At 58.4% G+C, this 25,928-nt stretch carries 27 protein-coding genes; 7 read left to right on the forward strand and 20 right to left on the reverse strand.

The genetic code is table 11. The features are described 5' to 3' along the window. Window positions 1-364: 364 nt before the first annotated feature. From ACRAUW_RS08340 to rplU, 7 genes are all read right to left on the reverse strand, one after another. Window positions 365-865, reverse strand: coding sequence for a 2TM domain-containing protein (locus ACRAUW_RS08340; RefSeq protein WP_431361925.1), 501 nt, complete (start codon window positions 863-865; stop codon window positions 365-367). Between the two features lie 123 nt (window positions 866-988). Then, window positions 989-1,435, reverse strand: a complete 447-nt coding sequence (locus tag ACRAUW_RS08345; RefSeq protein ID WP_429039632.1) for a bleomycin resistance protein — start codon at window positions 1,433-1,435, stop codon at window positions 989-991. A gap of 3 nt (window positions 1,436-1,438) precedes the next feature. Further along, window positions 1,439-2,428: a luciferase-like monooxygenase gene (locus ACRAUW_RS08350; protein WP_431361908.1), complete on the reverse strand. Its 990-nt coding sequence runs from the start codon at window positions 2,426-2,428 to the stop codon at window positions 1,439-1,441. A 167-nt stretch (window positions 2,429-2,595) separates the two neighbouring features. Continuing rightward, complete coding sequence (locus ACRAUW_RS08355; protein ID WP_431361909.1) at window positions 2,596-3,966, reverse strand: YjiH family protein; 1,371 nt, start codon at window positions 3,964-3,966, stop codon at window positions 2,596-2,598. Between the two features lie 367 nt (window positions 3,967-4,333). Next, window positions 4,334-5,536, reverse strand: coding sequence for an Obg family GTPase CgtA (gene cgtA / locus ACRAUW_RS08360; RefSeq protein WP_431361910.1), 1,203 nt, complete (start codon window positions 5,534-5,536; stop codon window positions 4,334-4,336). Between the two features lie 200 nt (window positions 5,537-5,736). After that, window positions 5,737-5,994 (reverse strand): 50S ribosomal protein L27, encoded by a 258-nt coding sequence (gene rpmA / locus ACRAUW_RS08365; RefSeq protein ID WP_005304202.1) that lies wholly within the window; start codon window positions 5,992-5,994, stop codon window positions 5,737-5,739. A 17-nt stretch (window positions 5,995-6,011) separates the two neighbouring features. After that, complete coding sequence (rplU, locus tag ACRAUW_RS08370; RefSeq protein ID WP_005304210.1) at window positions 6,012-6,323, reverse strand: 50S ribosomal protein L21; 312 nt, start codon at window positions 6,321-6,323, stop codon at window positions 6,012-6,014. A 243-nt stretch (window positions 6,324-6,566) separates the two neighbouring features. On the opposite strand from rplU, the gene ispB reads away from it, so the two are divergent. Next, window positions 6,567-7,538 carry an octaprenyl diphosphate synthase gene (ispB, locus tag ACRAUW_RS08375; protein WP_431361911.1) on the forward strand — a complete coding sequence of 324 codons (972 nt, stop codon included), beginning with the start codon at window positions 6,567-6,569 and terminating at the stop codon, window positions 7,536-7,538. Between the two features lie 81 nt (window positions 7,539-7,619). Here the strand turns inward: ispB and ACRAUW_RS08380 are convergent, their stop codons facing one another. The 11 genes from ACRAUW_RS08380 to ACRAUW_RS08430 form a co-directional block, all read right to left on the reverse strand. Next, on the reverse strand, window positions 7,620-7,808 hold the full coding sequence (locus ACRAUW_RS08380) for a DUF2065 domain-containing protein (RefSeq protein WP_005339036.1): 189 nt from the start codon (window positions 7,806-7,808) through the stop codon (window positions 7,620-7,622). 104 nt (window positions 7,809-7,912) lie between these two features. Continuing rightward, window positions 7,913-8,797 carry a protease modulator HflC gene (gene hflC / locus ACRAUW_RS08385; protein ID WP_431361912.1) on the reverse strand — a complete coding sequence of 295 codons (885 nt, stop codon included), beginning with the start codon at window positions 8,795-8,797 and terminating at the stop codon, window positions 7,913-7,915. A gap of 3 nt (window positions 8,798-8,800) precedes the next feature. Further along, on the reverse strand, window positions 8,801-9,949 hold the full coding sequence (hflK, locus tag ACRAUW_RS08390) for an FtsH protease activity modulator HflK (RefSeq protein WP_431361913.1): 1,149 nt from the start codon (window positions 9,947-9,949) through the stop codon (window positions 8,801-8,803). Window positions 9,950-10,034: 85 nt separating this feature from the next. Next, a complete protein-coding gene (hflX, locus tag ACRAUW_RS08395; protein ID WP_431361914.1) occupies window positions 10,035-11,321 on the reverse strand; it encodes a ribosome rescue GTPase HflX in 1,287 nt (428 codons plus the stop codon). A 63-nt stretch (window positions 11,322-11,384) separates the two neighbouring features. Continuing rightward, window positions 11,385-11,648 (reverse strand): RNA chaperone Hfq, encoded by a 264-nt coding sequence (gene hfq, locus ACRAUW_RS08400; protein ID WP_005339045.1) that lies wholly within the window; start codon window positions 11,646-11,648, stop codon window positions 11,385-11,387. Between the two features lie 72 nt (window positions 11,649-11,720). Further along, window positions 11,721-12,650, reverse strand: a complete 930-nt coding sequence (gene miaA / locus ACRAUW_RS08405; RefSeq protein ID WP_431361915.1) for a tRNA (adenosine(37)-N6)-dimethylallyltransferase MiaA — start codon at window positions 12,648-12,650, stop codon at window positions 11,721-11,723. Next, complete coding sequence (mutL, locus tag ACRAUW_RS08410; protein WP_431361916.1) at window positions 12,640-14,511, reverse strand: DNA mismatch repair endonuclease MutL; 1,872 nt, start codon at window positions 14,509-14,511, stop codon at window positions 12,640-12,642. Before mutL ends, miaA begins: the two co-directional genes overlap by 11 nt. 3 nt (window positions 14,512-14,514) lie before the next feature. Continuing rightward, window positions 14,515-14,694, reverse strand: coding sequence for a hypothetical protein (locus ACRAUW_RS08415; protein WP_431361917.1), 180 nt, complete (start codon window positions 14,692-14,694; stop codon window positions 14,515-14,517). 16 nt (window positions 14,695-14,710) lie between these two features. Further along, entirely contained in the window at window positions 14,711-16,399 is a 1,689-nt protein-coding gene (locus tag ACRAUW_RS08420) for an N-acetylmuramoyl-L-alanine amidase (protein WP_431361918.1), read from the reverse strand. Between the two features lie 23 nt (window positions 16,400-16,422). Next, a complete protein-coding gene (gene tsaE / locus ACRAUW_RS08425; protein WP_005339056.1) occupies window positions 16,423-16,896 on the reverse strand; it encodes a tRNA (adenosine(37)-N6)-threonylcarbamoyltransferase complex ATPase subunit type 1 TsaE in 474 nt (157 codons plus the stop codon). A gap of 10 nt (window positions 16,897-16,906) precedes the next feature. Further along, complete coding sequence (locus ACRAUW_RS08430) at window positions 16,907-18,418, reverse strand: NAD(P)H-hydrate dehydratase (protein ID WP_431361919.1); 1,512 nt, start codon at window positions 18,416-18,418, stop codon at window positions 16,907-16,909. Window positions 18,419-18,478: 60 nt separating this feature from the next. Here ACRAUW_RS08430 and queG point away from each other — a divergent pair, with 60 nt between their 5' ends. After that, complete coding sequence (queG, locus tag ACRAUW_RS08435; RefSeq protein ID WP_431361920.1) at window positions 18,479-19,633, forward strand: tRNA epoxyqueuosine(34) reductase QueG; 1,155 nt, start codon at window positions 18,479-18,481, stop codon at window positions 19,631-19,633. Between the two features lie 111 nt (window positions 19,634-19,744). Further along, complete coding sequence (gene ppgK, locus ACRAUW_RS08440) at window positions 19,745-20,485, forward strand: polyphosphate--glucose phosphotransferase (protein ID WP_431361921.1); 741 nt, start codon at window positions 19,745-19,747, stop codon at window positions 20,483-20,485. 105 nt (window positions 20,486-20,590) lie between these two features. Here ppgK and ACRAUW_RS08445 read toward each other — a convergent pair whose 3' ends face one another. Beyond that, window positions 20,591-21,046 carry a hypothetical protein gene (locus ACRAUW_RS08445; RefSeq protein WP_236319309.1) on the reverse strand — a complete coding sequence of 152 codons (456 nt, stop codon included), beginning with the start codon at window positions 21,044-21,046 and terminating at the stop codon, window positions 20,591-20,593. 505 nt (window positions 21,047-21,551) lie between these two features. On the opposite strand from ACRAUW_RS08445, the gene metN reads away from it, so the two are divergent. The 4 genes from metN (at window position 21,552) to rfaH (ending at window position 24,652) form a co-directional block, all read left to right on the forward strand. Continuing rightward, entirely contained in the window at window positions 21,552-22,595 is a 1,044-nt protein-coding gene (gene metN, locus ACRAUW_RS08450; RefSeq protein WP_005341087.1) for a methionine ABC transporter ATP-binding protein MetN, read from the forward strand. Next, entirely contained in the window at window positions 22,576-23,229 is a 654-nt protein-coding gene (locus tag ACRAUW_RS08455) for a methionine ABC transporter permease (protein WP_005339070.1), read from the forward strand. Before metN ends, ACRAUW_RS08455 begins: the two co-directional genes overlap by 20 nt. A gap of 25 nt (window positions 23,230-23,254) precedes the next feature. Continuing rightward, window positions 23,255-24,055: a methionine ABC transporter substrate-binding lipoprotein MetQ gene (metQ, locus tag ACRAUW_RS08460; protein ID WP_431361922.1), complete on the forward strand. Its 801-nt coding sequence runs from the start codon at window positions 23,255-23,257 to the stop codon at window positions 24,053-24,055. 96 nt (window positions 24,056-24,151) lie between these two features. Beyond that, a complete protein-coding gene (gene rfaH, locus ACRAUW_RS08465; protein WP_431361923.1) occupies window positions 24,152-24,652 on the forward strand; it encodes a transcription/translation regulatory transformer protein RfaH in 501 nt (166 codons plus the stop codon). A gap of 59 nt (window positions 24,653-24,711) precedes the next feature. Here the strand turns inward: rfaH and ACRAUW_RS08470 are convergent. Next, on the reverse strand, window positions 24,712-25,928 hold a 1,217-nt coding region (locus ACRAUW_RS08470; RefSeq protein ID WP_431361924.1), incomplete at its 5' end, for a methyl-accepting chemotaxis protein.

The following is a 25,928-nucleotide window of genomic DNA, read 5'->3' on the forward strand; positions in this document are numbered from 1 at the left end:
CCACCCCACAAGAGAAAAAACAGTGGCATGATGAATAATCCTCTAATACTAATTTCTCTATCACGCAATGCATTTATCCCGATACCAACGAGAAAGAAAAACAAAATCCAGACCCATAGAGGAGTCTCGGTTACAACATTTAAAATGAGCATATTACCATCCTTGATAAAAATATAGATTATGCAATCTAATAACAATGGTTATGTATGATTTTTGTTCACGAAATCAAGTCGCTACAATCTAAAACTACTTGGTAGCGGCCCATTTTAAAATAAACTTCCCAGTTCATGGATGTCTCCATATTCAGGGATGTTAGCTATGATGCTGCAATATAAATATGGGCATAGGTGTGATCGTTCTGAGATTACAGCTTGCGCCCCAACCGCTTCTCGATCTGGCGACGCTCCCACTCAGGACCAAATAGCTTGAAGGGTTGGTACACACTGATACCATGAGATGCCAATCCTAACCCCCACCCCAGCGCAGGCCACCAGACCCAGATATATTCCGGATTGCTCAGGTAGTTAATAACGAATAACCCGCACATCACTAAAAAATAACTAACAGCATGGTAATAGAAACCTTTGAGCGCCTCCACATACTTCATAGCGGCCTGCTCTTCCATCGATACTTGCAATACATTTTTATCCATCGTGCCACTCCCTCGCATCTCGCGCTCCTGTTGCTCTGATCCATCCAGTTGAGCCACATCGAGTTCAAAGACGGCGGCCAGGGCCTTGAGAGATTCCAGTCCGGGTTGCTGCCCCTGCTCGATCCGCTGGATAGTGCGGACACTCAAACCAGTCAACGTTGCCAACTGATCCTGAGACCAACCCCGTTGCAATCTCAACTTCCTGACGATCATCTCGAACTCCTTGTGGTAATTGACAGGGCCAGCATAGGGCTTGCGCCGCGAAAGGTGACACGACAGATGGCCGACAGACATCTGACAGTCCTTTAAAATCAGATGGTTAAGATTATAATCTTGTCAGTCAGCCGCTCGTTCCCCCAGATATTGCACAAACCGTAACAGATAACCATCGGGATCCTGCAGCAAAAATTCGCGCTGCCCGGCCAGCATCTCGCCCACTGGATACCAGACCTCAGTGGGCTGCCGGAAAAGTGCAATCTCGGCGGCCTGCAAGCGGTCGAGTAGCGGCTGGATCTCGGTCAGCTCCATCTGCAGATTGATCCCCCGACCGAACGGTGGCTCCAGCGCACCGACCTGCCAACCCGCCGGATGTACCTGCTCCAGCATCAGCTGTACCTGTTGCTGCTCAAGATAAGCAAAAGGAGGGTCATCGCGCCGATAGCGGACCGAGAAGCCCAACAAACCGGTATAGAAAACCAGAGATCGAGCCAGATCGGTAACCGACAGCTCCGGTACCATGGGATTCCAATACGGCCCATCCACCGCGACAGTAGGGTTCGTCATGGCTTACAGGCTCTGCATCAGCTCGGCGGCAATTTCAAAGGAGCGCAGTCGGGCCTGATGATCGACGATGGGGCCATTGAACATCAGTTCATCGGCGCGGGTTTCCGCCAGCAGCGCCTTGAGGCCATGACGAACCTGCTCCGGGTTGCCCACTAGCGAGCGGGCCAAGGTCTGCTCCATCGCCATCAACTCACGGGGTGCCCACTCGTCACCAAGCTGAACGACCGGCGCGGGCAGCTTGCCCGCATCACCGCGATGGAGGCGCAAGAACTGCTGCTGCACGGTAGTGAACTGGAAGCGGGCCTCCCGCTCGCTGTCAGCGGCGATCATGTTGATGCAGACCACCGCATGGGGCTTGGGCCAGCGAGCAGAGGGACGATACTGGATACGGTAGATCTCCAGCGCCTGCAGCAACATGGCGGGCGCGAAATGGGAGGCAAACCCGAACGGCAAGCCCATCGCCGCCGCCAGTTGCGCGCTGTAGAGGCTGGAGCCCAGCAGCCAGATGGGCAGATGCAGCCCCTGGCCGGGCACCGCCTGCACCGCGCCGATCTCGTCGCCAAAGTAGCTCATCAGCTCGCGCACATCGGCCGGAAAATCATCCACCTCGCCGCTGCGCATTCGCCGCAGCGCCCGCATGGTGCGCTGATCGGTCCCGGGGGCGCGACCAAGGCCGAGATCGATGCGCTCCGGATAGAGCGAAGCCAAAGTGCCAAACTGTTCGGCAATCACCAGCGGCGAGTGGTTCGGCAACATGATGCCACCCGCGCCGATCCGCAGAGTGGTGGTGGCCTCGGCCAGATGGCCGATCAACACTGAGGTGGCGGCACTGGCAATGCCCGGCATGTTGTGATGTTCGGCCAGCCAGTAGCGCTGGTAACCCCAACCCTCGGCATGGCGGGCAAGATCCCGCGAACGGCGAAACGACTCGGCAGGCACGGAACCTTCGGCAACAGGCACCAGATCGAGCACGGAATAGGGGATGGCAGACATAAATACACTCCGCTGCGTCACAATTTGCTAACAGAGGTGCACTCTACCATGAGATGTTCGAACGGAACATATTCATCCCAACTGGCATAACGGGCGACCCGATGCTCGCCTAATGTAAAAAGGCCACCCCGCAAGCGGGATAGCCTTTCTTCACGACAACGGCGGGATCAGAACAGCAGGTGTGCCACCCCGGTGATCACCGGCAGGGTGATCAGGGTGCGCAGCAGGAAGATAACGAACAGCTCCCACAGCTTGACCGGGATCTTGCTGCCCAGCAGCAGGGCGCCCACTTCCGACATATAGATCAGCTGGGTCACCGACATGGCGGCAATCACGAAGCGGGTGATGTCGCTCTCTATGGTGGAAGCCAGCACCGCCGGAATGAACATGTCGGCGAAGCCTACCATGATGGTCTTGGAAGCCGCTTCCGCCTCCGGCAGTTGCAGCAGCTCCAGCAAGGGAACAAACGGGGCCCCCAGCCAGTTGAAGATCGGGGTGTGCTCGGCCAGCATCAGGGCACAGGTACCGATCGCCATCACCACCGGCAACACGCCAAATACCATATCCAGCGCATTCTTCACCCCTTCCCGCGCGACAGCGCCGAGATCAGTCATGCTGTCAGCCTTGGTCAGCGCACGCTCAAAACCATAGCTCATCACGCTGTGCTGGTGTGGCACGGCTTCCTGCTTGCGGCACAGGGGGGTGCCATCGGCATAGATGTCCTTCTTCCAGCAGAGCGGCGGCAGACGCGGCACCACGATGGCGGCGACCACACCCGCCAGACAGACGGTCAGGTAGAAGGGAACGAACATGTGCTCCAGCTTCACCTGGGAGATAACCACCAGACAGAAGGTAATAGAGACCGCAGAGAAGGTGGTGCCAATCACCGCGGCTTCACGTTGGGTATAGAACTTCCCTTCGTACTGCTTGCTAGTCAGCAGGATGCCGACGCTGCCATCGCCGAGCCAGGAGGCAAAGCAGTCCACAGCAGAACGACCCGGCAACCGGAACACTGGACGCATGATGCGGGTCATCATGGTGCCGACAAATTCCAGCAGTCCGAAATCGAGCAGCAATGGCAGCAGCAGGCCGGCAAAAATGAAGACCGAAAACAGCACCGGCAGCAGATCGTTGAGCACCAGTCCACCGGTTGCACCTGAATAAAGCACCTCAGGCCCCACCTGGAAGAAAGTCAGCAGAACGAAGATACCGCCCAATACCCGCACGCAGGCCCAGAAAGGGGAGACATTGAACAAGCTGTTGAGGAAAGGACGACGCACCAGAATTGCTGGCTTGAACAACCAGGCAATCACCGTCATCAGCATGGTGGTGGTGATCACCGCACTGACCATGGCGACCAGATAATCGGCAAAAACGCGCTGTACCAGCTTGGCCAGCACGGCCACCGGGATGGTGACGTTACCGTCATAGACGACCGGCGTCATGAACAACAGGATCCCGATAAGTGACGGAACCAAAAACATCAACAAGTTACGGCGAGTATTGACCGCAGGTGCTTCGAGACTCTTTTCCAACATGATATGACTGCCCTAATGTTACTTTCCCCCAGCCCGGCCAACCTGCGTATTCATGCATTAACCGGCAAAAACGGGCGAAAGAATACTCTAAAAAAATGCACAAACAAGCCCCAAAAATAGAAATCTGCGCATAAATATTTCCAACACCAAATAATCTATCAAAACAATCAGATAGAAGTGCGCATATCGATTCAATCGACATCGCCAGATAACTGTTTCAATGTTGCCGCTCTTGGTGAGCGGTATAATCGCTTATCAGTGGCAGGCAATAAGTGGCATCACAAACAGACCTAATGAGTTGCTGCTCGATAGATATAAAAAAACCGGAGCCTGTTCAGGCTCCGGTTTTCAATGAGAGTGACGGGGATCAGTCACGGACGTAGATGACTTCAACGCCATCATCTTCGTCGTCATCCCAATCGTCATCATCAAGCCCTTCATCGAAGGCAAGAGAGGCAGCCAGTGCTTCCGCTTCAGCCTTGGCCAGCTGGTTCTTATGGTAGTCGTCCCACTTGAACTCCACCTTCTCGATGGCGTCTTTGGCATCTTCCGCCAGCTGACGGGGCATGGTATCCAGCAGATCCAGAATGTCGTAGCAGACCTTCTTGGTACCTTCCTTGCTAATGGCAGTGATGGCATAGACCGGACCTTCGTGGTTCAGGGCTGCCTTGACGCGATCCATCACCTCCTGGGCTTCTTCTTCCAGGATCAGATCCATCTTGTTGAACACCAACCAGCGCGGCTTGCCAGCCAGTTCCGGACTGTACTTCTCCAGCTCCTTGACGATGGTCACGGCATTTTCAGCAGGATCAGAGCCATCAACCGGGCAGATATCCACCAGGTGGATCAGCACGCGGCAACGCTCGAGGTGTTTCAGGAAGCGGATACCCAGGCCTGCGCCTTCGGCAGCGCCTTCGATCAGACCCGGGATATCGGCGATCACGAAAGAACGGGAGTTTTCACCACGCACCACACCCAGGTTTGGCACCAGGGTAGTAAAGGGATAATCGGCTACTTTTGGACGAGCCGCAGAAACGGCGCGAATAAAGGTAGACTTACCGGCGTTGGGCAGGCCCAGCATGCCGACATCGGCCAGCAGCAGCAACTCCAGTTTCAGGGTACGCACTTCACCCGGAGTACCATTGCTCTTCTGACGGGGAGCACGGTTGACGGAGCTCTTGAAACGGGTGTTGCCCAGACCGTGGAAACCACCTTTGGCAACCAGCAGCTTCTGATCGTGGTGGGTCAGGTCTCCCAGCAGTTCACCGGTATCGTCATCGGTCGCACGGGTACCAACCGGCACACGCAGGATCTTATCCTTGCCGCGACGACCAGTACAGTTGGCGCTCTGACCATTCTCGCCACGTTCGGCAGCATGGAAGCGCTCAAAACGGTAGTCGATCAGGGTGTTGAGGTTCTCATCGGCAACCAGATACACGTCGCCACCGTCACCACCGTCACCGCCGTCCGGACCCCCGTTGGGAATATATTTTTCACGGCGAAAGCTTACACAACCGTTACCACCGTCACCGGCATCGACTCGAATCTGGACTTCATCAACAAACTTCATAGGTAACCGTCACCTTAATTCGAAAAACCGATACGCAATTATAGTGGTACAGACCCCTGCGGGCGATACGCATCTTGCCAATCATGCCTGTCAGGGCCAATGTCAGCTGCGTTCCGTTTTTTCGTCAACGACATCAGAAAGACGTCAGAAAAACAAAAGCCCCGCCTGTTGGCGGGGCTTCGGATCCTTGCGGTCCGTAATTACTCAGCAACGATGCTAACGTACTTACGATTCAGCGGACCTTTAACTTCGAACTGCACCTTACCGTTCGCGGTAGCGAACAGGGTGTGGTCCTTGCCCAGACCAACGTTCTCACCAGCGTGGAACTTGGTACCGCGCTGACGAACGATGATGCTGCCAGCCAGAACTGTTTCGCCACCGAAACGCTTCACGCCCAGGCGTTTGGCTTCAGAATCGCGACCGTTGCGGGATGAACCGCCAGCTTTTTTGTGTGCCATCTATCGGACTCCTCTAATTAAGCGCTGATGCCAGTGATTTTGACTTCAGTGAACCACTGACGGTGGCCCGCTTGCTTACGGTGGTGCTTACGACGACGGAACTTGACGATAGTCACTTTCTCGCCACGGCCGTGAGCCACAACTTCAGCTACAACCTTGCCACCTTCAACGAAAGGAGCACCTACTTTAAAAGTGTCGCCTGCAGCGACCATCAGAACTTCGTTGAAGTCGATGGTAGCGCCAGTCTCAACGTTCAGCTTTTCCAGACGAACGATTTGACCTTCGGCCACACGGTGTTGTTTTCCGCCGCTTTGGAATACCGCGTACATTTGATTAACTCCGTAAAGGCATGTCTTTTGCTCAAGGCCAGACATGCGCAAAAACCTATAACAATGGGCGGGCATTCTACGCAAATCGATCTGCTCAGGCAAGGCCAATTTAGCAAAAAGTTTATTTTGTGCGCATATCTGCCGCCGTGGATAAACGCTTAACTGTAACCCATTGTGAAATCGTGTAGAATCCCCACCATTGTTAAAAATCGCAGTTATTGCTGCTGTCACGTTACGAGACTTATGGACCAACAGACTATCCGTGCGCTCTGTGCCGCCGACATGACGGCGGTCAATGAATTGATCCTGGCCCGACTCCAGTCCGACGTTAGTCTGATCAATCAGCTGGGTTTCTATATTGTCAGCGCCGGCGGCAAGCGGATGCGCCCCATGCTGACCGTGATGGCCGCTCGCGCCTTGGGCTATGATGGTGAGGATCACCTGAAACTGGCCGCCATCATCGAATTCATTCACACCTCTACCCTGCTGCATGACGACGTGGTCGACGAATCCGACCTGCGCCGTGGCAGGGAGACCGCCAACGCCATGTTTGGCAATGCCGCCAGCGTGCTGGTCGGTGACTACCTCTATAGCCGCTCCTTCCAGATGATGAGTGAGCTCTCCAACCTGCGGGTGATGGAGATCCTCTCGGATGCCACCAACACCATCGCCGAAGGAGAAGTGTTGCAGCTGATGAACTGCAACGATCCGGACACCACCGAAGAGAGCTACATGACGGTCATCTACTGCAAGACCGCCAAGCTGTTCGAGGCCGCCACCCGACTCGCCGCCGTGCTGACCCATCAGCCTGAGCCGGTCGAACAAGCCATGACCGACTACGGTATGTATCTGGGCACCGCCTTCCAGATCATCGATGACGTGATGGACTACTGCTCCCAGAGCGAAGAGATGGGCAAGAACGTCGGTGACGATCTGGCCGAAGGCAAACCAACCCTGCCGCTGCTGCGCGCCATGGAAATGGGTACGCCACAAGAGCGCCAGCTGGTGCGCGATGCCATCCTGCACCGTAACGGCATGGAGCATCTTGAGCAGATCCTCGGCATTCTCGATCGTACCGGCGCACTGGAGTACTCCCGCATGCGTGCCAGGGAAGAGGCCGACAAGGCCATTGCCGCCCTCGCCATACTGCCTGACTCCCCGCACAAGCACGCGCTGGAAACACTGGCCCACATGGCCGTGCAGCGCAATACCTGAGTAAACGACATGCATGAAAAAAGAGGCCTTCGGCCTCTTTTTTATTGTCTGCAATCTGCTGGACAGTGCATTGCGCCAGACTCAGCGACTCAGCATCCAGAGGATCACGCTACCCGCCACCACTAGCGAGCCGCCGATACGGCGCAACTGCTCCGGTGGCTGATCGCTCAGCAGCCGCAACATCTGCTGCCATGCCCTGGGCATCAACAGCGGGCCGAGCCCCTCGAACAACAACAGCAATCCCAACCCCATCAGCATGGATGTCAACATCCTATCTCCTTCAATGCAACCAGCCCTCGGTCGAAGGTGGGTATTGGCACCAAAAACAAAAGGGCCTGACCAATGCAGACCCTTTGAATATGACCTCGTGGCGATTACTGCTTGGTGGCGTGAGGAGACTTGAGGTAACGGAAGAACTCGCTGTCCGGCTTCAACACCATCAGGTCGTTGCCACCAGCGAAGCTCTTGCGATAAGCCTCCATGCTACGCACGAAGCTGAAAAACTCGGGGTCTTTCTTGTAGCTGTCGGCATAAATCTTGGCGGCTTCCGCATCCCCCTCACCACGCAGTTGGCGAGCATTACTCTCGGCATCGGCGATCATGACGGTCACTTTGCGGTCGATATCGGCACGCAGGATCTCGGCCTGCTCACGACCCTGAGAGCGGTGCTCACGGGCAACTGCGGTCCGCTCGGCTCGCATCCGTTGATAGATGGAGCTGGAGACCTCCACCGGCAGGTTGATCTGCTTGATCCGCACATCGACAACCTTGATACCGAGCTCGGAAGAGCGCGCCATCTTCATCAACGCATCTTCCATCACGGTACTGCGCTCACCGGAAACGATATCCTTGATGGTGCGGTTACCGATCTCGGAACGCAGACCGTTGTTGATCTTGCGCTTGAGCAGGTCCTCGGCCTGCAACTTGTTGCCACCACCAGTTGCCAGGTAGTACTTGGAGAAGTCCTCGATCTTCCACTTCACGTAGGAGTCGATGATCAGGTCCTTCTTCTCGGACGTAACAAAGCGATCAGCCTGGCCTTCCAGCGTCTGGATACGAGCATCCATCTTGCGAACCTGGTCGATGAGCGGCACCTTGAAGTGCAGACCCGGCTCGTAAAGACGCGGCTCACCGGAGTCAACCCGTTTCACCTTGCCAAACTGCACCACAATCCCCTTCTGCCCTTCATTCACTATGAAGACAGAAGAAAAACAGACCATAGCCGCAACAGCGATTGCACCAATAGCTAATTTTTTCATCTATCAGTTTCTCCCTGAGCTGAAACGGTCACCGCCACGCAGTGGAGTCGGTGTAGAATTGGCACCTTCGTTGGACGCAGGGGTCGCTTCAGCCACCGGAGCACTGGCCGGCAACGCTGGCTGTACTGCGTTTGCTTTGCCAGAGAGTTTGTCGAGGGGCAGGTAGATCATACTGTTGTTGCCAGCCGGCATGTCGACCACCACCTTGTTGGCTTGCTGATAGAGCTCTTCCATCGTTTCCAGATAGATACGCTCACGGGTCAGCTCGGGGGCGGCCTGATACTGGGGCAACAGCTCGTTGAAGCGAGCAACCTCACCCTGCGCCTTCAGCACGATCTGAGATTTGTACGCTTCGGCTTCCTGCTCCAGACGTTTCACCTGGCCACGGGCCTTGGGCTCCACTTCACGGGCATAGGCTTCCGCTTCACGAATGAAACGCTGCTCATCTTCCTGGGCGGCGATGGCGTCATCAAAGGCGTCTTTCACCTCTTCCGGCGGACGCGCTGGCAGGAAGTTGACATCAACGATCTGCAGACCCATCTGGTAGGGCTCGATGATGCCATCGATCACCTGCCAGGTCTCCTGACGCACCTTCTCACGACCAGTCGTCAGCACATCGTCCATCTTGGTGTGGCCCACCACATAGCGCAGGGCGCTATCAGTGGCCTGACTCAGACTCTCGTCGGCCTTGGTCACGCTGAACAGATACTGCTCGGGATTGACCACGCGGTACTGCACGTCCATCTCGACCCGTACCACGTTCTCATCTTGAGTCAGCATGAAACCGGAGGCAGGCAGGGAACGCACGGACTCGACATCCACCGGGATCACCTCATCGATAAAGGTCGGCTTCCAGCGCAAGCCCGGGTCCACATTATGGGAATACTCCCCAAAACGCAGCACTACCCCACGCTCCGCTTCGCGAATGGTGTAGAAGCCGCTGACGACCCACACCACCACAGCCACAACCAGCGCGATGGAGATACCAAAGCGACCTACATCGCCGCCAGATTTGCCGCCACCAAACAAGCCACCGAAACGGCGACTCACTTTGCGCAGCATTTCATCCAGATCAGGGGGTCCCTGATTCTTGCCGTTATTCCCCCAGGGGTCACGGTCTTTGCCGTTGTTACCAGGCTCATTCCAAGCCATCAGCGTCTCCATTAATACTTGCGGATGGATATCATCTCTATCGAACCCTCATCGTTGATGAAGCCTGTCAGCATTCACCGACGAATCAATGTCTGATAAAGCGTTGTAAACTCTCACCTTCCTGTTTCACGAGGCGGTTCCAGTCGGCCACTTGCAAGCGGACTTCCAGCACAAAATCCCCCTCCTCGCTAAAACCTTCTTGCTCAATCCCTTTCAACTGATAGAGCGCACTGCGCAATCTCGCGGCAGAAGGCGGCAACTGCAGGGTGTGATGCACCATGGCGCCGGCTAGCAGCTCGGTCAGGGCCTGAAACAGATATTCACACCCTTCACCAGTCTGGGCCGACAGCCAGACACGCAACGGGCGCCCCTCGTCATCTCGCTCCAGACCTGCCGTACGATCCGCCAGCTTGTCGATCTTGTTGCAGATCATCAGCTGGGGCCTGTCATCGGCTTCAATCTCGGCTAATACCTGCTGCACGGAGTCGATATTCTCCTGCATCTGCTCATCGACACAGTCCACCACATGCAGCAGCAGATCCGCTTCACGGGTCTCCTGCAGGGTCGCCTTGAAGGCCGCGACCAGATCATGGGGCAAGTGTCGAATAAATCCAACTGTATCCGCCAAAATCACATCACCCACATCCCGGATCACCAGTTTACGCAGGGTGGGATCCAGAGTTGCGAACAATTGGTCGGCAGCATACACGCTGGCAGCTGTAAGTTGGTTGAACAAAGTGGACTTTCCTGCGTTGGTGTAACCAACCAGTGACACCGTCGGCACTTCGTTGCGGTTGCGGGCACGGCGTCCCTGCTCCCGCTGCTTGGCCACCTTGTCGAGCCGACGCAAAATCGCCTTGATGCGTTCCCGCAGCAGACGCCGGTCAGTTTCAAGCTGGGTTTCACCCGGGCCACGCAGACCGATCCCGCCCTTTTGACGCTCAAGGTGGGTCCAGCCTCGCACCAGACGAGTGGAAAGATGACGCAACTGGGCCAGTTCGACCTGCAGTTTACCTTCGTGGGTACGGGCGCGCTGGGCAAAGATATCGAGGATCAGGCCGGTTCGGTCCACCACCCGGCACTGGAACAGACGCTCCAGGTTGCGCTCCTGGGCAGGGGTCAGGGCATGGTTGAAGATGACGACGTCGGCATCCAGCATCTGGACTTGGGACGCGATCTCTTCAGCCTTGCCACTGCCGACAAAAAATTTGGCACTGGGCGCACTGCGACTGGTGGTAATTACTCCCAGCGCATTGACTCCGGCCGAGCTCACCAACATCTTGAGCTCTTCCAGATCCTCCCGCTCACCCTCATCACTGAAGTTGACATGCACCAGAACGGCCTGTTCGCCAGCTTCATAACGGTCAAACAAGCGCTTGCTCCTTAACAGGAATCATGATGAATCTGAGTTGGCGAATCGACTCGCCCAGGGATATCACGCCTCGGCATCACCCTGTTCATCAGCCGCGCCACCCGGAGTGGGCTGGTGATGATTGACGGCACGGGCCGGTACGACAGTCGAGATGGCGTGCTTGTAAACCATCTGGCTCACGGTGTTTTTCAGCAGGATAACAAACTGGTCAAAAGACTCGATCTGACCTTGCAGTTTGATGCCGTTCACCAAATAGATAGAAACAGGAATCCGCTCACGGCGCAGCGCATTCAAAAACGGGTCTTGGAGAGATTGCCCCTTAGCCATTTTTCTTTTCCTTATAGTTTGTTGTTTTTAAACACCGAATATCAATATAACAACCTGATTATACAGGGAGTGTCAAGCCGCACCAGCGCGAGCAAGCACGCGGTCGAGATTGCCAGACTCACCAGATTCCAACCAGGTCACATCGGACCAGCCGCGCAACCAGGTCATCTGTCGTTTTGCCAATTGGCGTGTGGCAACAATGCCACGATAACGCATCTCATCATACCCCACTTCACCGCACAGGTAGTCCCACATTTGGCGATAACCCACACAGCGAATGGAGGGGAGATCCGGATGCAGATCGCCGCGCGCCATCAGCGCACGAACCTCCTGTTCAAAACCGCCTTGCAGCATCTTGTCAAAGCGCTGTTCGATACGCTGATGCAGCACGGCGCGATCGCTCGGGGCGATGGCAAACTGCTGCACCCGATAGGGCAAGCCCTCCCCCTGCACTTGCGTCAACTCGGTAAGGGTCTTGCCGCTGATGCGGTAAACCTCCAGCGCCCGGCTGAGCCGCTGCGGGTCATTGGGATGAATACGAGCCCCGGCGACCGGGTCGATACGCACCAGCTCATCGTGCAGCGCCTGCCAACCGAGGCGGGCAGCCTCTTCCTCAATCCCGGCACGAATGGCGGGATCGGCGGAGGGCAATGGCGACAATCCCTCCAGCAGCGCCTTGAAATAGAGCATGGTGCCGCCCACCAGCAGCGGAATGCGACCGCGGTCGGCGATCTCTTTCATCTCCCGCAGGGCATCCTTGCAAAAATCGGCTGCCGAATAGCTCATAGCGGGATCGAGAATGTCGATCAGCCGGTGCGGGGCCCGTGCCAGCTCATCGGCGGTCGGCTTGGCCGTGCCGATATCCATGCCGCGATAGATCAGCGCCGAATCGACGCTGATGATGTCGCAGGGCAACACCTGACACAGTTCAATGGCGAGATCCGTCTTGCCGGAGGCCGTCGGCCCCATCAGAAAAATTGCGGTCGGCAAGTCACTCGCCATGTTCAAACTCCTCCAGCACGGTCGCCAATGAAAGCAGGCGTACCATGCGAATATCTGTCAGTTGGTCAGCGTGAGCGGCCACAAGTTCCGTCAGTAGACGACTGGCAGTTGAAAAATCGTATATTTTTTCGCGGCTTATCCCCTGCTCCACCAGCCATTGGCATAATACTTCAGCCTGCTGGCCAGCATCACTGTCAGATCCGCCCTCGATAATTTGCAGCAATTCGGGTAACAGACGCACCAGATCGGTCTGACGCAGCAGAGCAGGCACCCGAGTCAGGATCATGGTGTCGCGCCCGCCGCTTTTCAACTCCAGCCCCATCCGTTTCAGCAAACGTTCCTGCTCGGTCACCAGCGCGATCAAATTCTTCGGCAGCTTGAAGGAGACCGGCAGCAACAGCGGCTGGGCCGCCAGTCCCTGACCCCAGGTCTCCAGCAGCCAGTGGCGTAGCAGCACACGCTCGGCGCGTACCAGCGAAAGCAGCGCCAGCTGATTATCCCGCTCGATCAACAGGTAGGCCTGCTCCACCAGTGCCAGGGCGCGACATCCCCCCTGTTTGGGTGACGGCACTGTGTCGGTGGACTGTGCGGGAGCAGCCTCAGCCGCAGTTGCGATAGGCAGCGTAGTGAGCAGAGCGACCATGCCACGCATCGCCTCCCGGCTCGGCGGCTCGGGCGCTTGATAATTACTGGCCCGACCTGCACCACCGCCCCCCTCCCGCACCTGTGCAGGTGCCCGGTAGCTGTGCTCGGCACCGTACCACTCAGGGCGTGGCGCCTGACCGGGATATTCAATCTGCGGGCTGACCGGCAACTCGACCAGCGTCTCGGCCAGCGGCGCGTCCTGATGAACGGCGCTCACCCCTTCGCGGCGCAAGGCGGTAAAGAGTGCCTGAAAGATAAAGTCGTGGATCAGCCGCGCCTGATGGAAGCGCACCTCGTGCTTGGCAGGGTGAACGTTGACGTCCACCTGACGGGGATCCAGCTCGATATAGAGCACATAAGCGGCGAAGCGATCGGGAGGCAGCAGCTCGTCATAGGCCTGACGAATGGCGTGGTTGATGAGCTTGTCGCGCATCATCCGGCCATTGACATAGGTGTATTGCAGATCGTTCTGCGGTCTGGCGCCCTCGGGGGTCGCCAACCAGCCCCACAAACGCACATCACTGTGTTCGCTCTCCACCGCCAGCGCATGGTGCATGAAGGGGGTGCCGCAAACGGCGGCGAGGCGACGCTCCTGCTCCGGCACGGTATTGGCAGCCTTGTACTGGCGCACCACCTTGCCGTTGTGGCGCAGGATCAGGGTGGCATCGAAGCGGGAGAGCGCGATACGGCGCACCAGCTCGTCGATATGGGCAAACTCGGTCTTTTCGCTGCGCATGAACTTGCGCCGCGCCGGGGTATTGAAGAAGAGATCCACCACCTCCACCGTGGTGCCCACCGGATGGGCCGCCGGCTTGATGGTAACGCTCATCTCGCGCCCTTCGGCCTGAGCTTGCCAGGCTTCGGACTGCTCGGCGGTACGGGAGGTGAAGGTGAGACGGGAGACCGCGCTGATGGAGGCGAGCGCTTCACCGCGAAAACCGAGGCTGTTGATCCCTTCCAGATCGTCCAGCGTGGCCACCTTGGAGGTCGCATGACGCGACAGCGCCAGCACCAGCTCGTCCTTGGCGACGCCACAGCCGTTGTCACGGATGCGGATCAGCTTGGCGCCCCCCTTGTCGATGTCGATCTCGACCCTGTCGGCACCCGCATCCAGGCTGTTCTCCACCAGCTCTTTCACCACAGAAGAGGGCCGCTCCACCACCTCTCCGGCTGCAATCTGGTTGGCCAGAATGGGTGGCAAAATACGGATCGGCATCATTTACTCCTGAATTTCTATCTTGCGGATGGTCAGTCTCTTAAGGCTCCAGGAGGGCCGATCCACCACCTCTCCACCAACCGGAATCTGGTTGGCCAGAATCGGGGGCAATATACGGATCGGCATCGCTGACTCCTGAATTTCAATCTTGCTGATGGTATTCGCTAACAGCGGGAACGGCATCACCCGCTCCCGCGCGTCAGTTTTGCGGAATGTAGAGCACCTGCCCTACCTGAATATCCCGCGACTTGAGCTTGTTGATCTCCACCAGCCGAGCCTGACTCACTCCATGTTTCTCGGCAAGGCGGGAGAGACTCTCCCCCCGCTTGACCACATGGCGGATCATCTGCGACTTGTCGTCACTGCGAACGGGGGCGGCAGCGCGGCTCTGCCCCTGCTGGGGGATATAGATAGTCTGACCAATCTGAATATCCCGGCTGCGCAGCTGGTTGATCTCCACCAGAGTGGACTGACTCACTCCATGCTTCTCGGCAAGGCGGGAGAGGCTCTCACCCCGTTTGACCACATGGCGGAGCATCCGCGATTTGTCATAGTCCCCCACACTGCTGACCGGCGCACCGCTCTCTTGCGCTGCCGCCGAGTAAGGCTTGATCACCCCGACTCCGGAGCCGCTCCCAGCACCGCCGTCGCGGGCAGTAGCGGGCATCTTGTTGGTCACTACCAGCTGCGACTGTGCCTGCCTGGGCTGGCTCACCGGCTGCCGGGCTACCGGTGCAGGGCGAGTAGCGGCAGGTTGGCTCACCTGCCCCTTGCCGGTCAGCATGGCCCCCTTGGTCGGGTGGGCGCGGTAGTAGTTGCGGATCCCCTCGAAGATGGCGCGGGCCAGCTGATCCTGATAGCTGGCGGTGGCCAGCAGCTTCTCTTCCGCATGGTTGGAGATAAATCCGGTCTCTACCAGCACAGAGGGAATATCCGGCGCTTTCAGCACCGCCAGACTGGCGTGCTCCGGCGCCTTCTTGTGCAGTCGGGCAACCTTGCCCATGGAGCGCAGGATCTGGCGGCTGACGTCATACCCTTCGGCACGGGACTTGTCCATGGAGAGGTCGAGGAAGGTCTGCGCCAGATAGGGGTTGGGATCGGATTCCGCCAACACCTTGCCGACACCGCCCAGCAGCTCGCCCTGTTTCTCCTGCTTCTCCAGCCAGCTACCCATCTCGCGGTTGGCACGGTTGGTCGACAAGACCCAGACCGAGGCACCACGGGGCGTGGAGTTGTGGAAGCTGTCCGCATGCACAGATACCAGCAGATCCGCCTTGGCCTTACGGGCAATCTCGGAGCGCTTGTTGAGGTCGACGAAGTAATCGCCACGACGGGTCATCACGGCGCGCATCCCCGGCTCGCGGTCGATCAGTGCCGCCAGCTTCTGGGAGACCGCCAGCGTCACCCGCTTCTCGTAGGTACGGCGCGGGCCGATGGAGCCCGGGTCTTCCCCGCCGTGGCCCGGGTCGATGGCAATCACCACCCCGCGCCCCTTGCCACCAACGGGTATGGCTTGCACCGCAGCCGCCGAGCGCTTCTCTTCATAAGGGAGATCGATGACCAGACGGTGGCCATAAGGCCCGGCTGGTGCCAACGGAAAGACCACCGGCTTGATGGCGGAGCTGAGATCCATCACCAACCGCAGCCCCCCCTTCTCAAGCGGAGTGCTCTGGCGGATCTTGCGCACCAGTTCGCTGTTGTTCTCGATCCGGGCAAGATTGGCGGCATTGCTAGCCCCTTTCAGATCGATCACCAGCCGATCCGGGCCGGTGAGGGTGAAGTAGTTGAAGTTGGGGGCGCTGCTCATGTCGAGCACCACCCGGGTGTTATCCGGTGATGGCCAGATTCGTACGCTCTTGAGCTGATTCGCCCAGGAGGGTAACGCCATCAAAGAGAGAGCAATAACAAGGATCAAGCGCACGTAGATGACAACCGTTCCAGAATGGCTTCGCCAATAGCAGTGCGGGCCTCTATCAGAACCTCGCGCTGCTCGCCTACATAAGTGAGGGTAATTTCAAGGTCGGGAGCCGGTAACCAGCCCTCGCCCTTCTCGGACCACTCCACCAGACAGAGAGTGTTGGCGGCAAAATAGTCCCGAATGCCCATGAATTCCAGCTCTTCCGGATCAGCCAGGCGATAGAGATCGAAATGGTAGACCTGCCAGCCATCGAGCTCATAGGGTTCGACCAAGGTGTAAGTCGGGCTTTTTACCTTGCCCTGATGGCCAAGGCCCTGCACCCAGCCGCGGGTCAGGGTGGTTTTACCGGCGCCAAGCGTGCCATGCAAAAACACTGTGGTCGCCTGCTGGCAAGCCTGTGCCAGACGGCCACCCAGTGCCACGGTTGCTGCCTCGTCCGGCAGTGTCATCATCAACTGTTTTGCCATGTTCTTCTTTTTAACTTGTAATGGTGTCGGGATTAACCAGTTTGCGGATCAGCGGCAGCAGATCTGACGCCAGCATGCCCCGCTCGCCGTCGGCGGCGGCCTGATCTGCGGCCTCGCCGTGGATCACGGCGCCCAGCCAGCTTGCCATGGTGGCAGACCAGCCCTGGGCCAAAAGGGCGGCAATTATACCAGATAACAGATCGCCCATGCCGCCACTTGCCATGCCGGGATTGCCTTCACAACAAAGAGCGACCCGCTCGCCGTCATAAATAAGTGTTCCCGCCCCTTTTAACAACACCACACCGCCATAGCGCCGCTGCAGCGCCTGCACGGCAGCAAACCGGTCGGTTTCAATGTCGACAATGGAGCATCCCAACAGGCGCGCTGCTTCGCCGGGATGGGGCGTGAGCACCCAATTATCCTGATGGCGGGGAGATTGTGCCAGCCAATTCAATCCATCGGCGTCCAAAACCAGTGGCAGCCGATCGGTGAGATTACGAGCGATTTGCGCTCTTCCCCATTCATCCTGACCGAGCCCGGGGCCAATGACCCGCACCGACGCCCACCCCTCGTCATCTGCGGTAGTGAGACTCATCAGTTCGGGTTGATAGAGGCTAACCGGCGGATGTTCCGGATGCTGACATACCCGCACCAGCCCGGCCCCCGCCCGCAGGCAGGCGCGGGCAGCCAGCACGATGGCCCCCTGCATGCCGCGATTGCCCCCCACCAGCAGTACCTTGCCATAAGAGCCCTTGTGGGAAGCGCGCTGGCGCGGGGTCAGCTGCGTGCAGAGCAGCGGATAATCGATACGCCAGACTGCGGGCAGCATAGTGTCATCAGGCGTCACGCCAAGGGGATCACAGTCGAGCTGGCCGACGCAATCCACCCCGTCGCCGGTGAGCATCCCCTGCTTGATACCGATAAAGGTGAGGGTGCGAGTGGCCTGCACCACGGCCCCCATGGCACGGCCGGTATCACCGTTGAGGCCGGAGGGGAGATCCACCGCCAGCACGGGCACAGCCAAGCCATTGATTGTTGAGACGATCTTTGTCAGTAGTGGCGAGAGGGGCGTGTTGACGCCGGTGCCAAACAGGGCATCGACCACCAGATCCGGGGCGGAGTGCTGGTCCCCATCAAACTGCTCGGCCAGCCAGACCCGACCACCGGCCGCCAGCCACTCATCGGCGGCCCGTCTGGCATCCCCCTTCAGCTGGTCGGGTGCTCTGGCGGCAATCACCACCACCTCGATGCCAATCTGGCGGGCAAGGCGGGCCAGCACATAGCCATCACCGCCGTTATTACCAGGGCCGACGAAAATCCACCAGCAGCGACTGTCGGGCCAATGCAGGGTGGCATAGGTGCGCAGCGCGGCACCGGCTCGCTCCATCAGGGCATAGAGAGGTTGCCCCTCACGCGCGGCCCAGTTGCGCTCCAGTGCGCGGATCTGTTCAGTCTGCCACAGCCCCTGTGGTAAACTGCCCCCCTCTTTTGTGCCTAACGCGCCCCTGATGATCTCTACCATGACGGCTCCCGCCTCTTATCAATCGACCCACGCCAGCAAACGCCGGCCAGGCCAAGCCACATGAGCGCACCTGACTTCCACCAACTGGCCCACGATATCAAGCTCTGGTCACGGGAGCTAGGATTTGACCAGGCGGGTATCACCGACACCGATCTGCGTATCGAAGAGCCGAGATTGCAGGCCTGGCTGGATGCGGGCTATCACGGCAGCATGGATTACATGGCGCGCCACGGCATGATGCGCGCGCGCCCCCACGAGCTGCTGCCGGGCACGGTGCGGGTGTTGTCGGTGCGGATGAACTACCTGCCGTTCGAGGCGGGCTTCGCCGCGACCCTGCGCGATCCGACCCTCGGCTATATCAGCCGCTATGCCCTCGGCCGTGACTACCACAAGGTGCTGCGCAACCGGCTCAAACAGCTGGGTGATCGCATCGAAGCGCGCTGCGCCGAGCTGTTTCAAGGCACTGAAGAGACCTTGGGTGAGTGGCGCCCCTTCGTCGACTCCGCCCCCATCCTCGAGCGGCCGCTGGCGGCCAAGGCGGGCCTCGGCTGGGTTGGCAAACACTCACTGCTGCTCAACGAATCGGCCGGATCCTTCTTCTTTCTCGGTGAGCTGTTGCTCAACCTGCCGCTGCCGCTCGACCAGCCAGTGGAGAAGGAGCTGTGCGGCAAGTGCGTCGCCTGCATCAACATCTGCCCCACCGGCGCCATTGTCGCCCCCTATGTGGTGGATGGCCGCCGCTGCATCTCCTATCTCACCATCGAGAACGACGGCCCTATTCCGGAAGAGTTTCGCCCCCTGATGGGCAACCGCATCTACGGCTGCGACGACTGCCAGCTTATCTGCCCCTGGAATCGCTACGCCGATGCCAGCCCGGAGCCCGACTTCAGCCCGCGCCCCGCCCTGCATCGCCCGCCCCTGCTGGCGCTGTGGCGCTGGAGCGAGAGCGACTTTCTCAAACAGACCGAGGGGAGCCCAATCCGCCGCATCGGCTATCAACGCTGGCGCCGCAATCTGGCAGTCGCCCTTGGCAATGGCCCGGCGCCCCCCGAGGTAATCGCCGCCCTACAACTGGGGCTGACCACCGCCGAGCCCATGGTGGCCGAACATATCGAATGGGCGCTGGCTACCCTTGCCCGGCGTCAGGATGAAGAGAACAAGAAGACCCGTTTGTTGATCCGCTGCATCGAAAAAGGTCTGTCGGATCACGCATAAGTGATCTGCCCCTTGCCGGATTGCAGCACTTTTTTCATGCTCTGCCGACCTGCAGTGCCCATAACAGCGTGGTCACTGCAAACTGGTCGGCACACAACAAGGACAACACAGATGCATATGTTGGGAGTGGATATTGGAGGCTCGGGGATCAAGGGCTGTCTGGTCGATACCAAAACAGGCGAATTGATTGGCGAGCGCCACCGCATTGCCACGCCACAACCGGCCACCCCGGCCGCCATCGCCCATACCCTCAAGGCGCTGGTAGAGCACTTCGACTGGAAGGGGCCGGTGGGCTGCGGCTTTCCTGCCATCATCCACAACGGGGTTGCCAAGAGTGCTGCCAACATCGACAAAAGCTGGGTTGAAACCGATGCAGCCTACCTGTTTGCCGATGTCACCGGCAAACCCTGCTATGTGCTGAACGATGCCGATGCCGCCGGTCTGGCCGAGATGCGCTTTGGCGCCGGTAAAGATCGCAAGGGGGTCATCATCCTCATCACGGTCGGCACCGGCATCGGCACAGCAGTCTTCGTTAACGGCCATCTGCTACCCAACACCGAGTTGGGCCATCTGATGCTGGAAGGAATGGTCGCCGAGCACTACTGCTCCGATGCGGTGCGCAAGCGGGAAGATCTCTCCTGGAACCGCTGGGGCAAGCGCTTCAACAAGTATCTGGCGCGCCTCGAGTTTCTCTTCTCCCCCGACCTCTTCATTCTGGGGGGGGGCAGCGCAGCCAAGCTGGAGAAGTTTGTCGATCGCATCGAGACCCGAGCGCCGCTGATTCCGGCGGCCAGCCTCAATCAGGCGGGCATTATCGGGGCCGCCCTCTACGCGGCCGAGCAGCAGGGCTGACGCAGGCTCACTGCAAATCAGCAGATATCCAATGGGAAGGGCCCGGCACTGCTGCCGGGCCCTTTTGTTTGGCCGTCATCTTGCGTGTTTGGCGCTTATCACCCGTTACATGTCGTCGAGTCGATGCACCCCGTGCACCAGTCGGGTCAGGCGGGTCTGCTCCAGCCCGGCCAGATTCTCGAGCAAAGCGGTGGTGGCCGGTGTCGGGCACTCCCGGGCCAGATGGCTCAGCTCGCCCACCAGTTGCTCTTCCCAGCGGCATACCTGAGTAACGATATCCTGGGTCTGGACTGATGCCGGCAGCTCGAAGCGGGTGATGGCAGACAACATATCCTCGCTGAAACTCTGATTCAGCCAGGTCTCCCTGACCGCCTCTCCCAGCTGAGCGGCATATTCGTGCAGATGGGCACTGGCCGCATCCTCACGCCCTTGCAGATAGACCAGCAACATCCTGCTACGTTCGCTGTCCACCTGACTGGTCAAGCGTCCGTAACAGAGTCCGAGCTGGTGATGTACCTGCTCAAGATAGTGCAGCAACTCTTTGATCTGTTGGAATCTCATCGCACTGCCCTCCATGCTTGTCAACGTCATTAGTATAAAAAAACGGCGCCACCGACCCAATCCCTATCCGTGCCCCCCTTGCGCTGCATCAAGGTTGACGCCGACAAAGTGGCGATCAGGTGCTCCGGTCACGAATAGGGAACGATTTGTGCAGCAATTTGTGTAACGATGGAGGAGCATTAAGCTCGACAGCAGATGTGAACAGAAACGGGCTGACACACTAATAAAACCAGCACTTACCCGAAATAAAGCATCTTTAATTCGGCCATGTACCGCAGAAACAAAACAGGATCTGGCAGAGCAACAATACCATCCTGATCGTTATCCGCCTGACAGAAATCCTTATCACTTTTTTAGACGTCTAGACGTAAAAACATGCATTGACACAGCCATCCGGACATCTTAGCATCATCCTCCATGATGACAGAGTAACCCAGTGGAACCTCTGCCCAATTTTCTCGCCTGTAGCGCCCTGTGCTGTAAGGCTGTTAGCACGGAAGAATCCATGATTAAGTTGATCGGTCTCAACAAAGTCTACGGTACAGGCAGTGACGCCGTGCACGCCCTGCGTGATGTGAGTCTGCATGTACCCCAAGGCAAAATTTTCGGGGTGATCGGTGCCTCAGGTGCCGGCAAGAGTACCCTCATTCGTTGTGTCAACCTGCTGGAGCGCCCGACAGAGGGCCAGGTGATTGTCGATGGCCAGGATCTGGTCGCCCTGAGCGAACGGGATCTGACCCAGGCTCGCCGCCAGATCGGGATGATTTTCCAGCACTTCAACCTGCTTGCCTCCCGCACCGTGTTTGCCAACATCGCCTTTCCGCTGGAGCTGGCAGGCTGGAGCAAAGAGAAGATCCAGCAACGGGTTGCCGAGCTGCTGGCGCTGGTAGGGCTGGAAGCCCGTGCCCAGGCCTATCCGTCCGAGCTTTCCGGCGGTCAGAAACAGCGCGTCGCCATTGCCCGCGCATTGGCCCCAGCACCCAAAGTGCTCCTCTGTGACGAGGCCACCTCGGCACTCGATCCGCAGACCACCCGCTCGATCCTGACCCTGCTCAAGGAGATCAACGTCAAGCTGGGGCTCACCATCCTGCTCATTACCCACGAGATGGATGTAGTGAAAGGGATCTGTGACGAAGTGGCCATCATCAGCGATGGTCGCCTGATCGAGCAGGGCGAAGTGGCCTGGTTCTTCAGCAACGCCAAGACCCAGCTGGCGCGTGACTTCATCCACTCCACCATCCATCTGGAGGTACCGCAGGAGTATCAGGATCGGATGAGTGCGGAGCGGGTGCCGGGTAGCTACCCGCTTGTGAAGCTTGGCTTTACCGGCAGCACGGTCGATACGCCGCTAATCTCCGAGGCGAGCCGCCGTTTCAATATCGACATCAGCATTCTGAGCGCAGACATCGAATACGCCGGAGGCGTCAAATTCGGTTTCCTGCTGGCCGAGCTGTTCGGGGATGAAGCCCAGTGCGAGGCGACCCAGCAGTTTCTCATCGACAACCACATTCAGCTGGAGGTAATGGGTTATGTCCGAAGCCATGATTAATCTGCTCATCACGGCCCTGGGCGACACCCTGATCATGGTGTTTGCCTCCGCTCTGTTCGGCTGCCTGCTGGGTCTGCCGCTCGGCGTGGCACTGCATGTGACCAAGGCGGGCCAGATCCTGGCCAACCCCTTGCTCAACCGTACTCTGGGCATGGTGGTCAACGTGGGTCGCTCGGTGCCCTTTATCATCCTGCTGGTCGCGATTATTCCGCTGACCCGGCTGATTGTCGGCACCAGTATCGGCACCATCGCCGCCATCGTGCCGTTGACTGTCGGTTGTATCCCTTTCATCGCCCGTCTGGTGGAAGGGGCCCTGATGGAAGTGCCGGACGGCCTGCTGGAAGCGGCCAAGGCGATGGGCGCCAAGCCGCTGCAAATCATCACCAAGGTGCTGCTGCCCGAGGCTCTGCCCGGCATCCTCAACAGCGTCACCATTACCCTCGTCACGCTGGTGAACTACTCGGCCATGGCCGGGGCTATCGGTGGCGGTGGTCTGGGGGATGTGGGTATTCGTTATGGTTATCAGCGCTTTGACCCGACCGTCATGCTGGTAACCGTAGTTATCCTGGTAGTACTGGTTCAACTTATCCAGAGCGCGGGTGAGCGCCTGGTCAACAAATGTGATCATCGTTAATCGTCGATTTCTGACAGGAGGTTTTATGAAATTTGGCATCAAATCCGTTGCGGCTGCCCTGCTGGCTGGTCTGGTTCTGGCCGGTTGCGGTCAAAAAGAAGAGAGCAAGGTTCTGAAAGTGGGCGCCATTGCTGGCCCCGAGACCGAACTGGTTGAAGTGGCGGCCAAGGTCGCCAAAGAGAAATACGGTCTGACAGTCGAGGTGGTCAACTTCTCCGACTATGTCACCCCGAACGTGGCGCTGAACGATGGCAGCATCGACGTCAACGCCTTCCAGCACAAGCCTTATCTGGATGCACAGGTGCGTGATCGCGGCTTCAAGCTGGTGCCGGTTGGCAACACCTTCGTCTACCCGATCGCCGGTTACTCCAAAAAGATCAAGGCGCTGAGCGAGCTGCAAGATGGCGCCCAGATCGCGGTACCGAACGATCCGACCAACCTGGGCCGCTCCCTGATCCTGCTGGCAAAACAGGGTCTGATCACCCTGAAGGATGGCGCTGGTCTGGAAGCCACCGTGCTGGATATCGCCAGCAACCCGCGCAATTTCAAGATTGTCGAGCTGGAAGCAGCCCAGCTGCCGCGCTCGCTGGAAGATGTGGACTTGGCCATCATCAACAACACCTTCGCCGGTCAGATTGGTCTGACCCCGACCGAAAACGGCCTGTTTGTTGAAGACAAAGAGTCCCCCTACGTCAACCTGATCGTCGCCCGCGACAACAACAAGGACGACGAGAAGGTCAAACAGTTCGTACAGGCTTTCCAGACCGATGATGTCTACAAGAAAGGGGTGGAGCTGTTCAAAGGTGGTCTGGTCAAAGGTTGGTAATTGCTCACTTGGCAAAAAAGGCCACGCAATGCGTGGCCTTTTTTATTGACGCCGCTATCATATGCGCGAGCACGGCAACACGAACATACTCATCATATGAAAAAATGGTATCTGGCCTACTGCAAACCAAAGGAAGAGGCCCGCGCCCGCGCCCACCTCGATGCCCAGGGCATCGAATCCTATTACCCCATGGTGGAGATCGAGAAGCTGCGCCGGGGCAAGCGAGTTCCGGTACGGGAACCCATGTTCCCCAACTACCTGTTTATCTTTGTCGATCTGGAAGAGGTGACACCGATCACCCTGAAGTCGACCCGTGGCATCAGCCGGATCATCCACTTTGGCAGTGAATGGACCCCCATCAGCAGCAAGCTGGTCTATCAGCTGATGAGCCGCGATGACAGCGATGAGGCGAGAGCCTGCTACGCCAGCCTGCCCTGCTCGGGTGACAAGGTGCGGATTGAAGAGGGACCATTGGCTGGCTTTGAAGCCATCTATATGGAACCAGATGGAGATAAACGGGCTATTTTGCTGGTCAGCCTGCTCAATCGCGAGACCACCAGCAGCTTCGACAACCACACCTTCAGACGGCTGGACTAAACCCACGGGCCAGACGGCTCGGTGAATGGCAATAGCAATGGCGGGATGATCCCGCCATCTCACGCATCAAGATCAAAGCGGGCGATGACAGCCTTCAGCTTGCCGGTATCGCCAGCCAGTCTGGCTACGATCTGCTCCCCCTGCCGACTACGCTGACAGGATTGCCGACTGAGCGCGGCAATGTCGTCGACCGTCCCGGATACCTCTGCGGCCACCTGCGACTGCTGCTCGGTTGCCACCGAAATGGCCTCCAGCTGGCCCGACAGCGACTGTACCAGCTGGTTCATGGCACTCAGGGCATCGGTCACCAATCCGACTGCATCCCGCCCCTGCTCCACCAACCGGGTACCGCTGCTGACGGTACTCACCGTCTGACGAGTCTGCCGGGAGATGGCTGCAATAGTCTGGCTGATCTCGGCGGTTGATTGATGGGTGCGGGTCGCCAGCTGACGCACCTCGTCGGCCACCACCGCAAAACCGCGCCCCTGCTCGCCTGCCCGTGCCGCTTCTATCGCCGCATTGAGTGCCAGCAGATTGGTCTGCTCCGCAATGGTGGCGATCACCTCGGTGATCTGCCCCACCTGTTCACTCTGATGCTCCAGCAGCCCCATGGCTTCGTTGGCCTGCCCAATCATGGTGGCAATCTGCTGCATGGTATCGCTCATTCGTGCCAGCGCGGCCTCTCCCTGACGGGTCTGCTGCTTCACCTGATGGGCACCATCCGCCACACCGGCAATGTTGCCAGCCACATCACGAGCACTCACCGACATCTGATCGATAGCCGCCGCCACCGCATCAACCCGCTGATCCTGCTCCGTCAGATCCGCCACTATGGCTCTGGTGGTGCTGCCCACATCGAGACAGGCCACCTCGACCTGTCCCACTGCGCCCTGCAACTCGCCGACCAGATCACGTAACTGGGCAGACATCCGGTTGATGGAGCCGGTCAATCCACCCAGCTCATCCTGACCCCTTATCGGCAAAGGCTCGGCCGCCAGCCGACCATCCGCAACCTGCCCCGCCCGGGTTACCAAGCAGGCGATGTCACGGGTCAGCCGACGACTAAACCCCCAGGCAACCAGCATGCCCAGCGCAATGGAGCTGCCGGTAGCCAACAGCAGTGTCTGGTTGATGACCCTCCCGGCTCCAGTCATCTGCGCCGAAATCAGCTCCACCTCGGCGCGGGTTTTCTCCACCTGCTGGACCAACTGCTCGCTGAGACTGGACTGCATCGGCTCGATGTCGGTGGCCATCAGGTAGTTGGCCTGATCCCAAT

The sequence above is a fragment of the Aeromonas sp. genome (assembly GCF_050633025.1).
Lineage (GTDB): Bacteria > Pseudomonadota > Gammaproteobacteria > Enterobacterales > Aeromonadaceae > Aeromonas.

Coding starts and splice junctions, on each gene's coding strand:
- cgtA (WP_431361910.1), bottom strand. CDS start 5,536: ATGAAGTTTGTTGATGAAGTCCAGATTCGAGTCGATGCCGGTGACGGT.
- metN (WP_005341087.1), top strand. CDS start 21,552: ATGATTAAGTTGATCGGTCTCAACAAAGTCTACGGTACAGGCAGTGAC.
- rfaH (WP_431361923.1), top strand. CDS start 24,152: ATGAAAAAATGGTATCTGGCCTACTGCAAACCAAAGGAAGAGGCCCGC.
- ACRAUW_RS08355 (WP_431361909.1), bottom strand. CDS start 3,966: ATGTTGGAAAAGAGTCTCGAAGCACCTGCGGTCAATACTCGCCGTAAC.
- ACRAUW_RS08345 (WP_429039632.1), bottom strand. CDS start 1,435: ATGACGAACCCTACTGTCGCGGTGGATGGGCCGTATTGGAATCCCATG.
- ACRAUW_RS08350 (WP_431361908.1), bottom strand. CDS start 2,428: ATGTCTGCCATCCCCTATTCCGTGCTCGATCTGGTGCCTGTTGCCGAA.
- rpmA (WP_005304202.1), bottom strand. CDS start 5,994: ATGGCACACAAAAAAGCTGGCGGTTCATCCCGCAACGGTCGCGATTCT.
- tsaE (WP_005339056.1), bottom strand. CDS start 16,896: ATGGCAAAACAGTTGATGATGACACTGCCGGACGAGGCAGCAACCGTG.
- hflK (WP_431361913.1), bottom strand. CDS start 9,949: ATGGCTTGGAATGAGCCTGGTAACAACGGCAAAGACCGTGACCCCTGG.
- ACRAUW_RS08445 (WP_236319309.1), bottom strand. CDS start 21,046: ATGAGATTCCAACAGATCAAAGAGTTGCTGCACTATCTTGAGCAGGTA.
- hflC (WP_431361912.1), bottom strand. CDS start 8,797: ATGAAAAAATTAGCTATTGGTGCAATCGCTGTTGCGGCTATGGTCTGT.
- hfq (WP_005339045.1), bottom strand. CDS start 11,648: ATGGCTAAGGGGCAATCTCTCCAAGACCCGTTTTTGAATGCGCTGCGC.
- ACRAUW_RS08430 (WP_431361919.1), bottom strand. CDS start 18,418: ATGGTAGAGATCATCAGGGGCGCGTTAGGCACAAAAGAGGGGGGCAGT.
- rplU (WP_005304210.1), bottom strand. CDS start 6,323: ATGTACGCGGTATTCCAAAGCGGCGGAAAACAACACCGTGTGGCCGAA.
- ACRAUW_RS08415 (WP_431361917.1), bottom strand. CDS start 14,694: ATGCCGTTCCCGCTGTTAGCGAATACCATCAGCAAGATTGAAATTCAG.
- queG (WP_431361920.1), top strand. CDS start 18,479: ATGAGCGCACCTGACTTCCACCAACTGGCCCACGATATCAAGCTCTGG.
- ACRAUW_RS08380 (WP_005339036.1), bottom strand. CDS start 7,808: ATGTTGACATCCATGCTGATGGGGTTGGGATTGCTGTTGTTGTTCGAG.
- ppgK (WP_431361921.1), top strand. CDS start 19,745: ATGCATATGTTGGGAGTGGATATTGGAGGCTCGGGGATCAAGGGCTGT.
- miaA (WP_431361915.1), bottom strand. CDS start 12,650: ATGGCGAGTGACTTGCCGACCGCAATTTTTCTGATGGGGCCGACGGCC.
- metQ (WP_431361922.1), top strand. CDS start 23,255: ATGAAATTTGGCATCAAATCCGTTGCGGCTGCCCTGCTGGCTGGTCTG.
- mutL (WP_431361916.1), bottom strand. CDS start 14,511: ATGCCGATCCGTATTTTGCCACCCATTCTGGCCAACCAGATTGCAGCC.
- ACRAUW_RS08340 (WP_431361925.1), bottom strand. CDS start 865: ATGATCGTCAGGAAGTTGAGATTGCAACGGGGTTGGTCTCAGGATCAG.
- ACRAUW_RS08420 (WP_431361918.1), bottom strand. CDS start 16,399: ATGGCGTTACCCTCCTGGGCGAATCAGCTCAAGAGCGTACGAATCTGG.
- ACRAUW_RS08455 (WP_005339070.1), top strand. CDS start 22,576: ATGTCCGAAGCCATGATTAATCTGCTCATCACGGCCCTGGGCGACACC.
- ispB (WP_431361911.1), top strand. CDS start 6,567: ATGGACCAACAGACTATCCGTGCGCTCTGTGCCGCCGACATGACGGCG.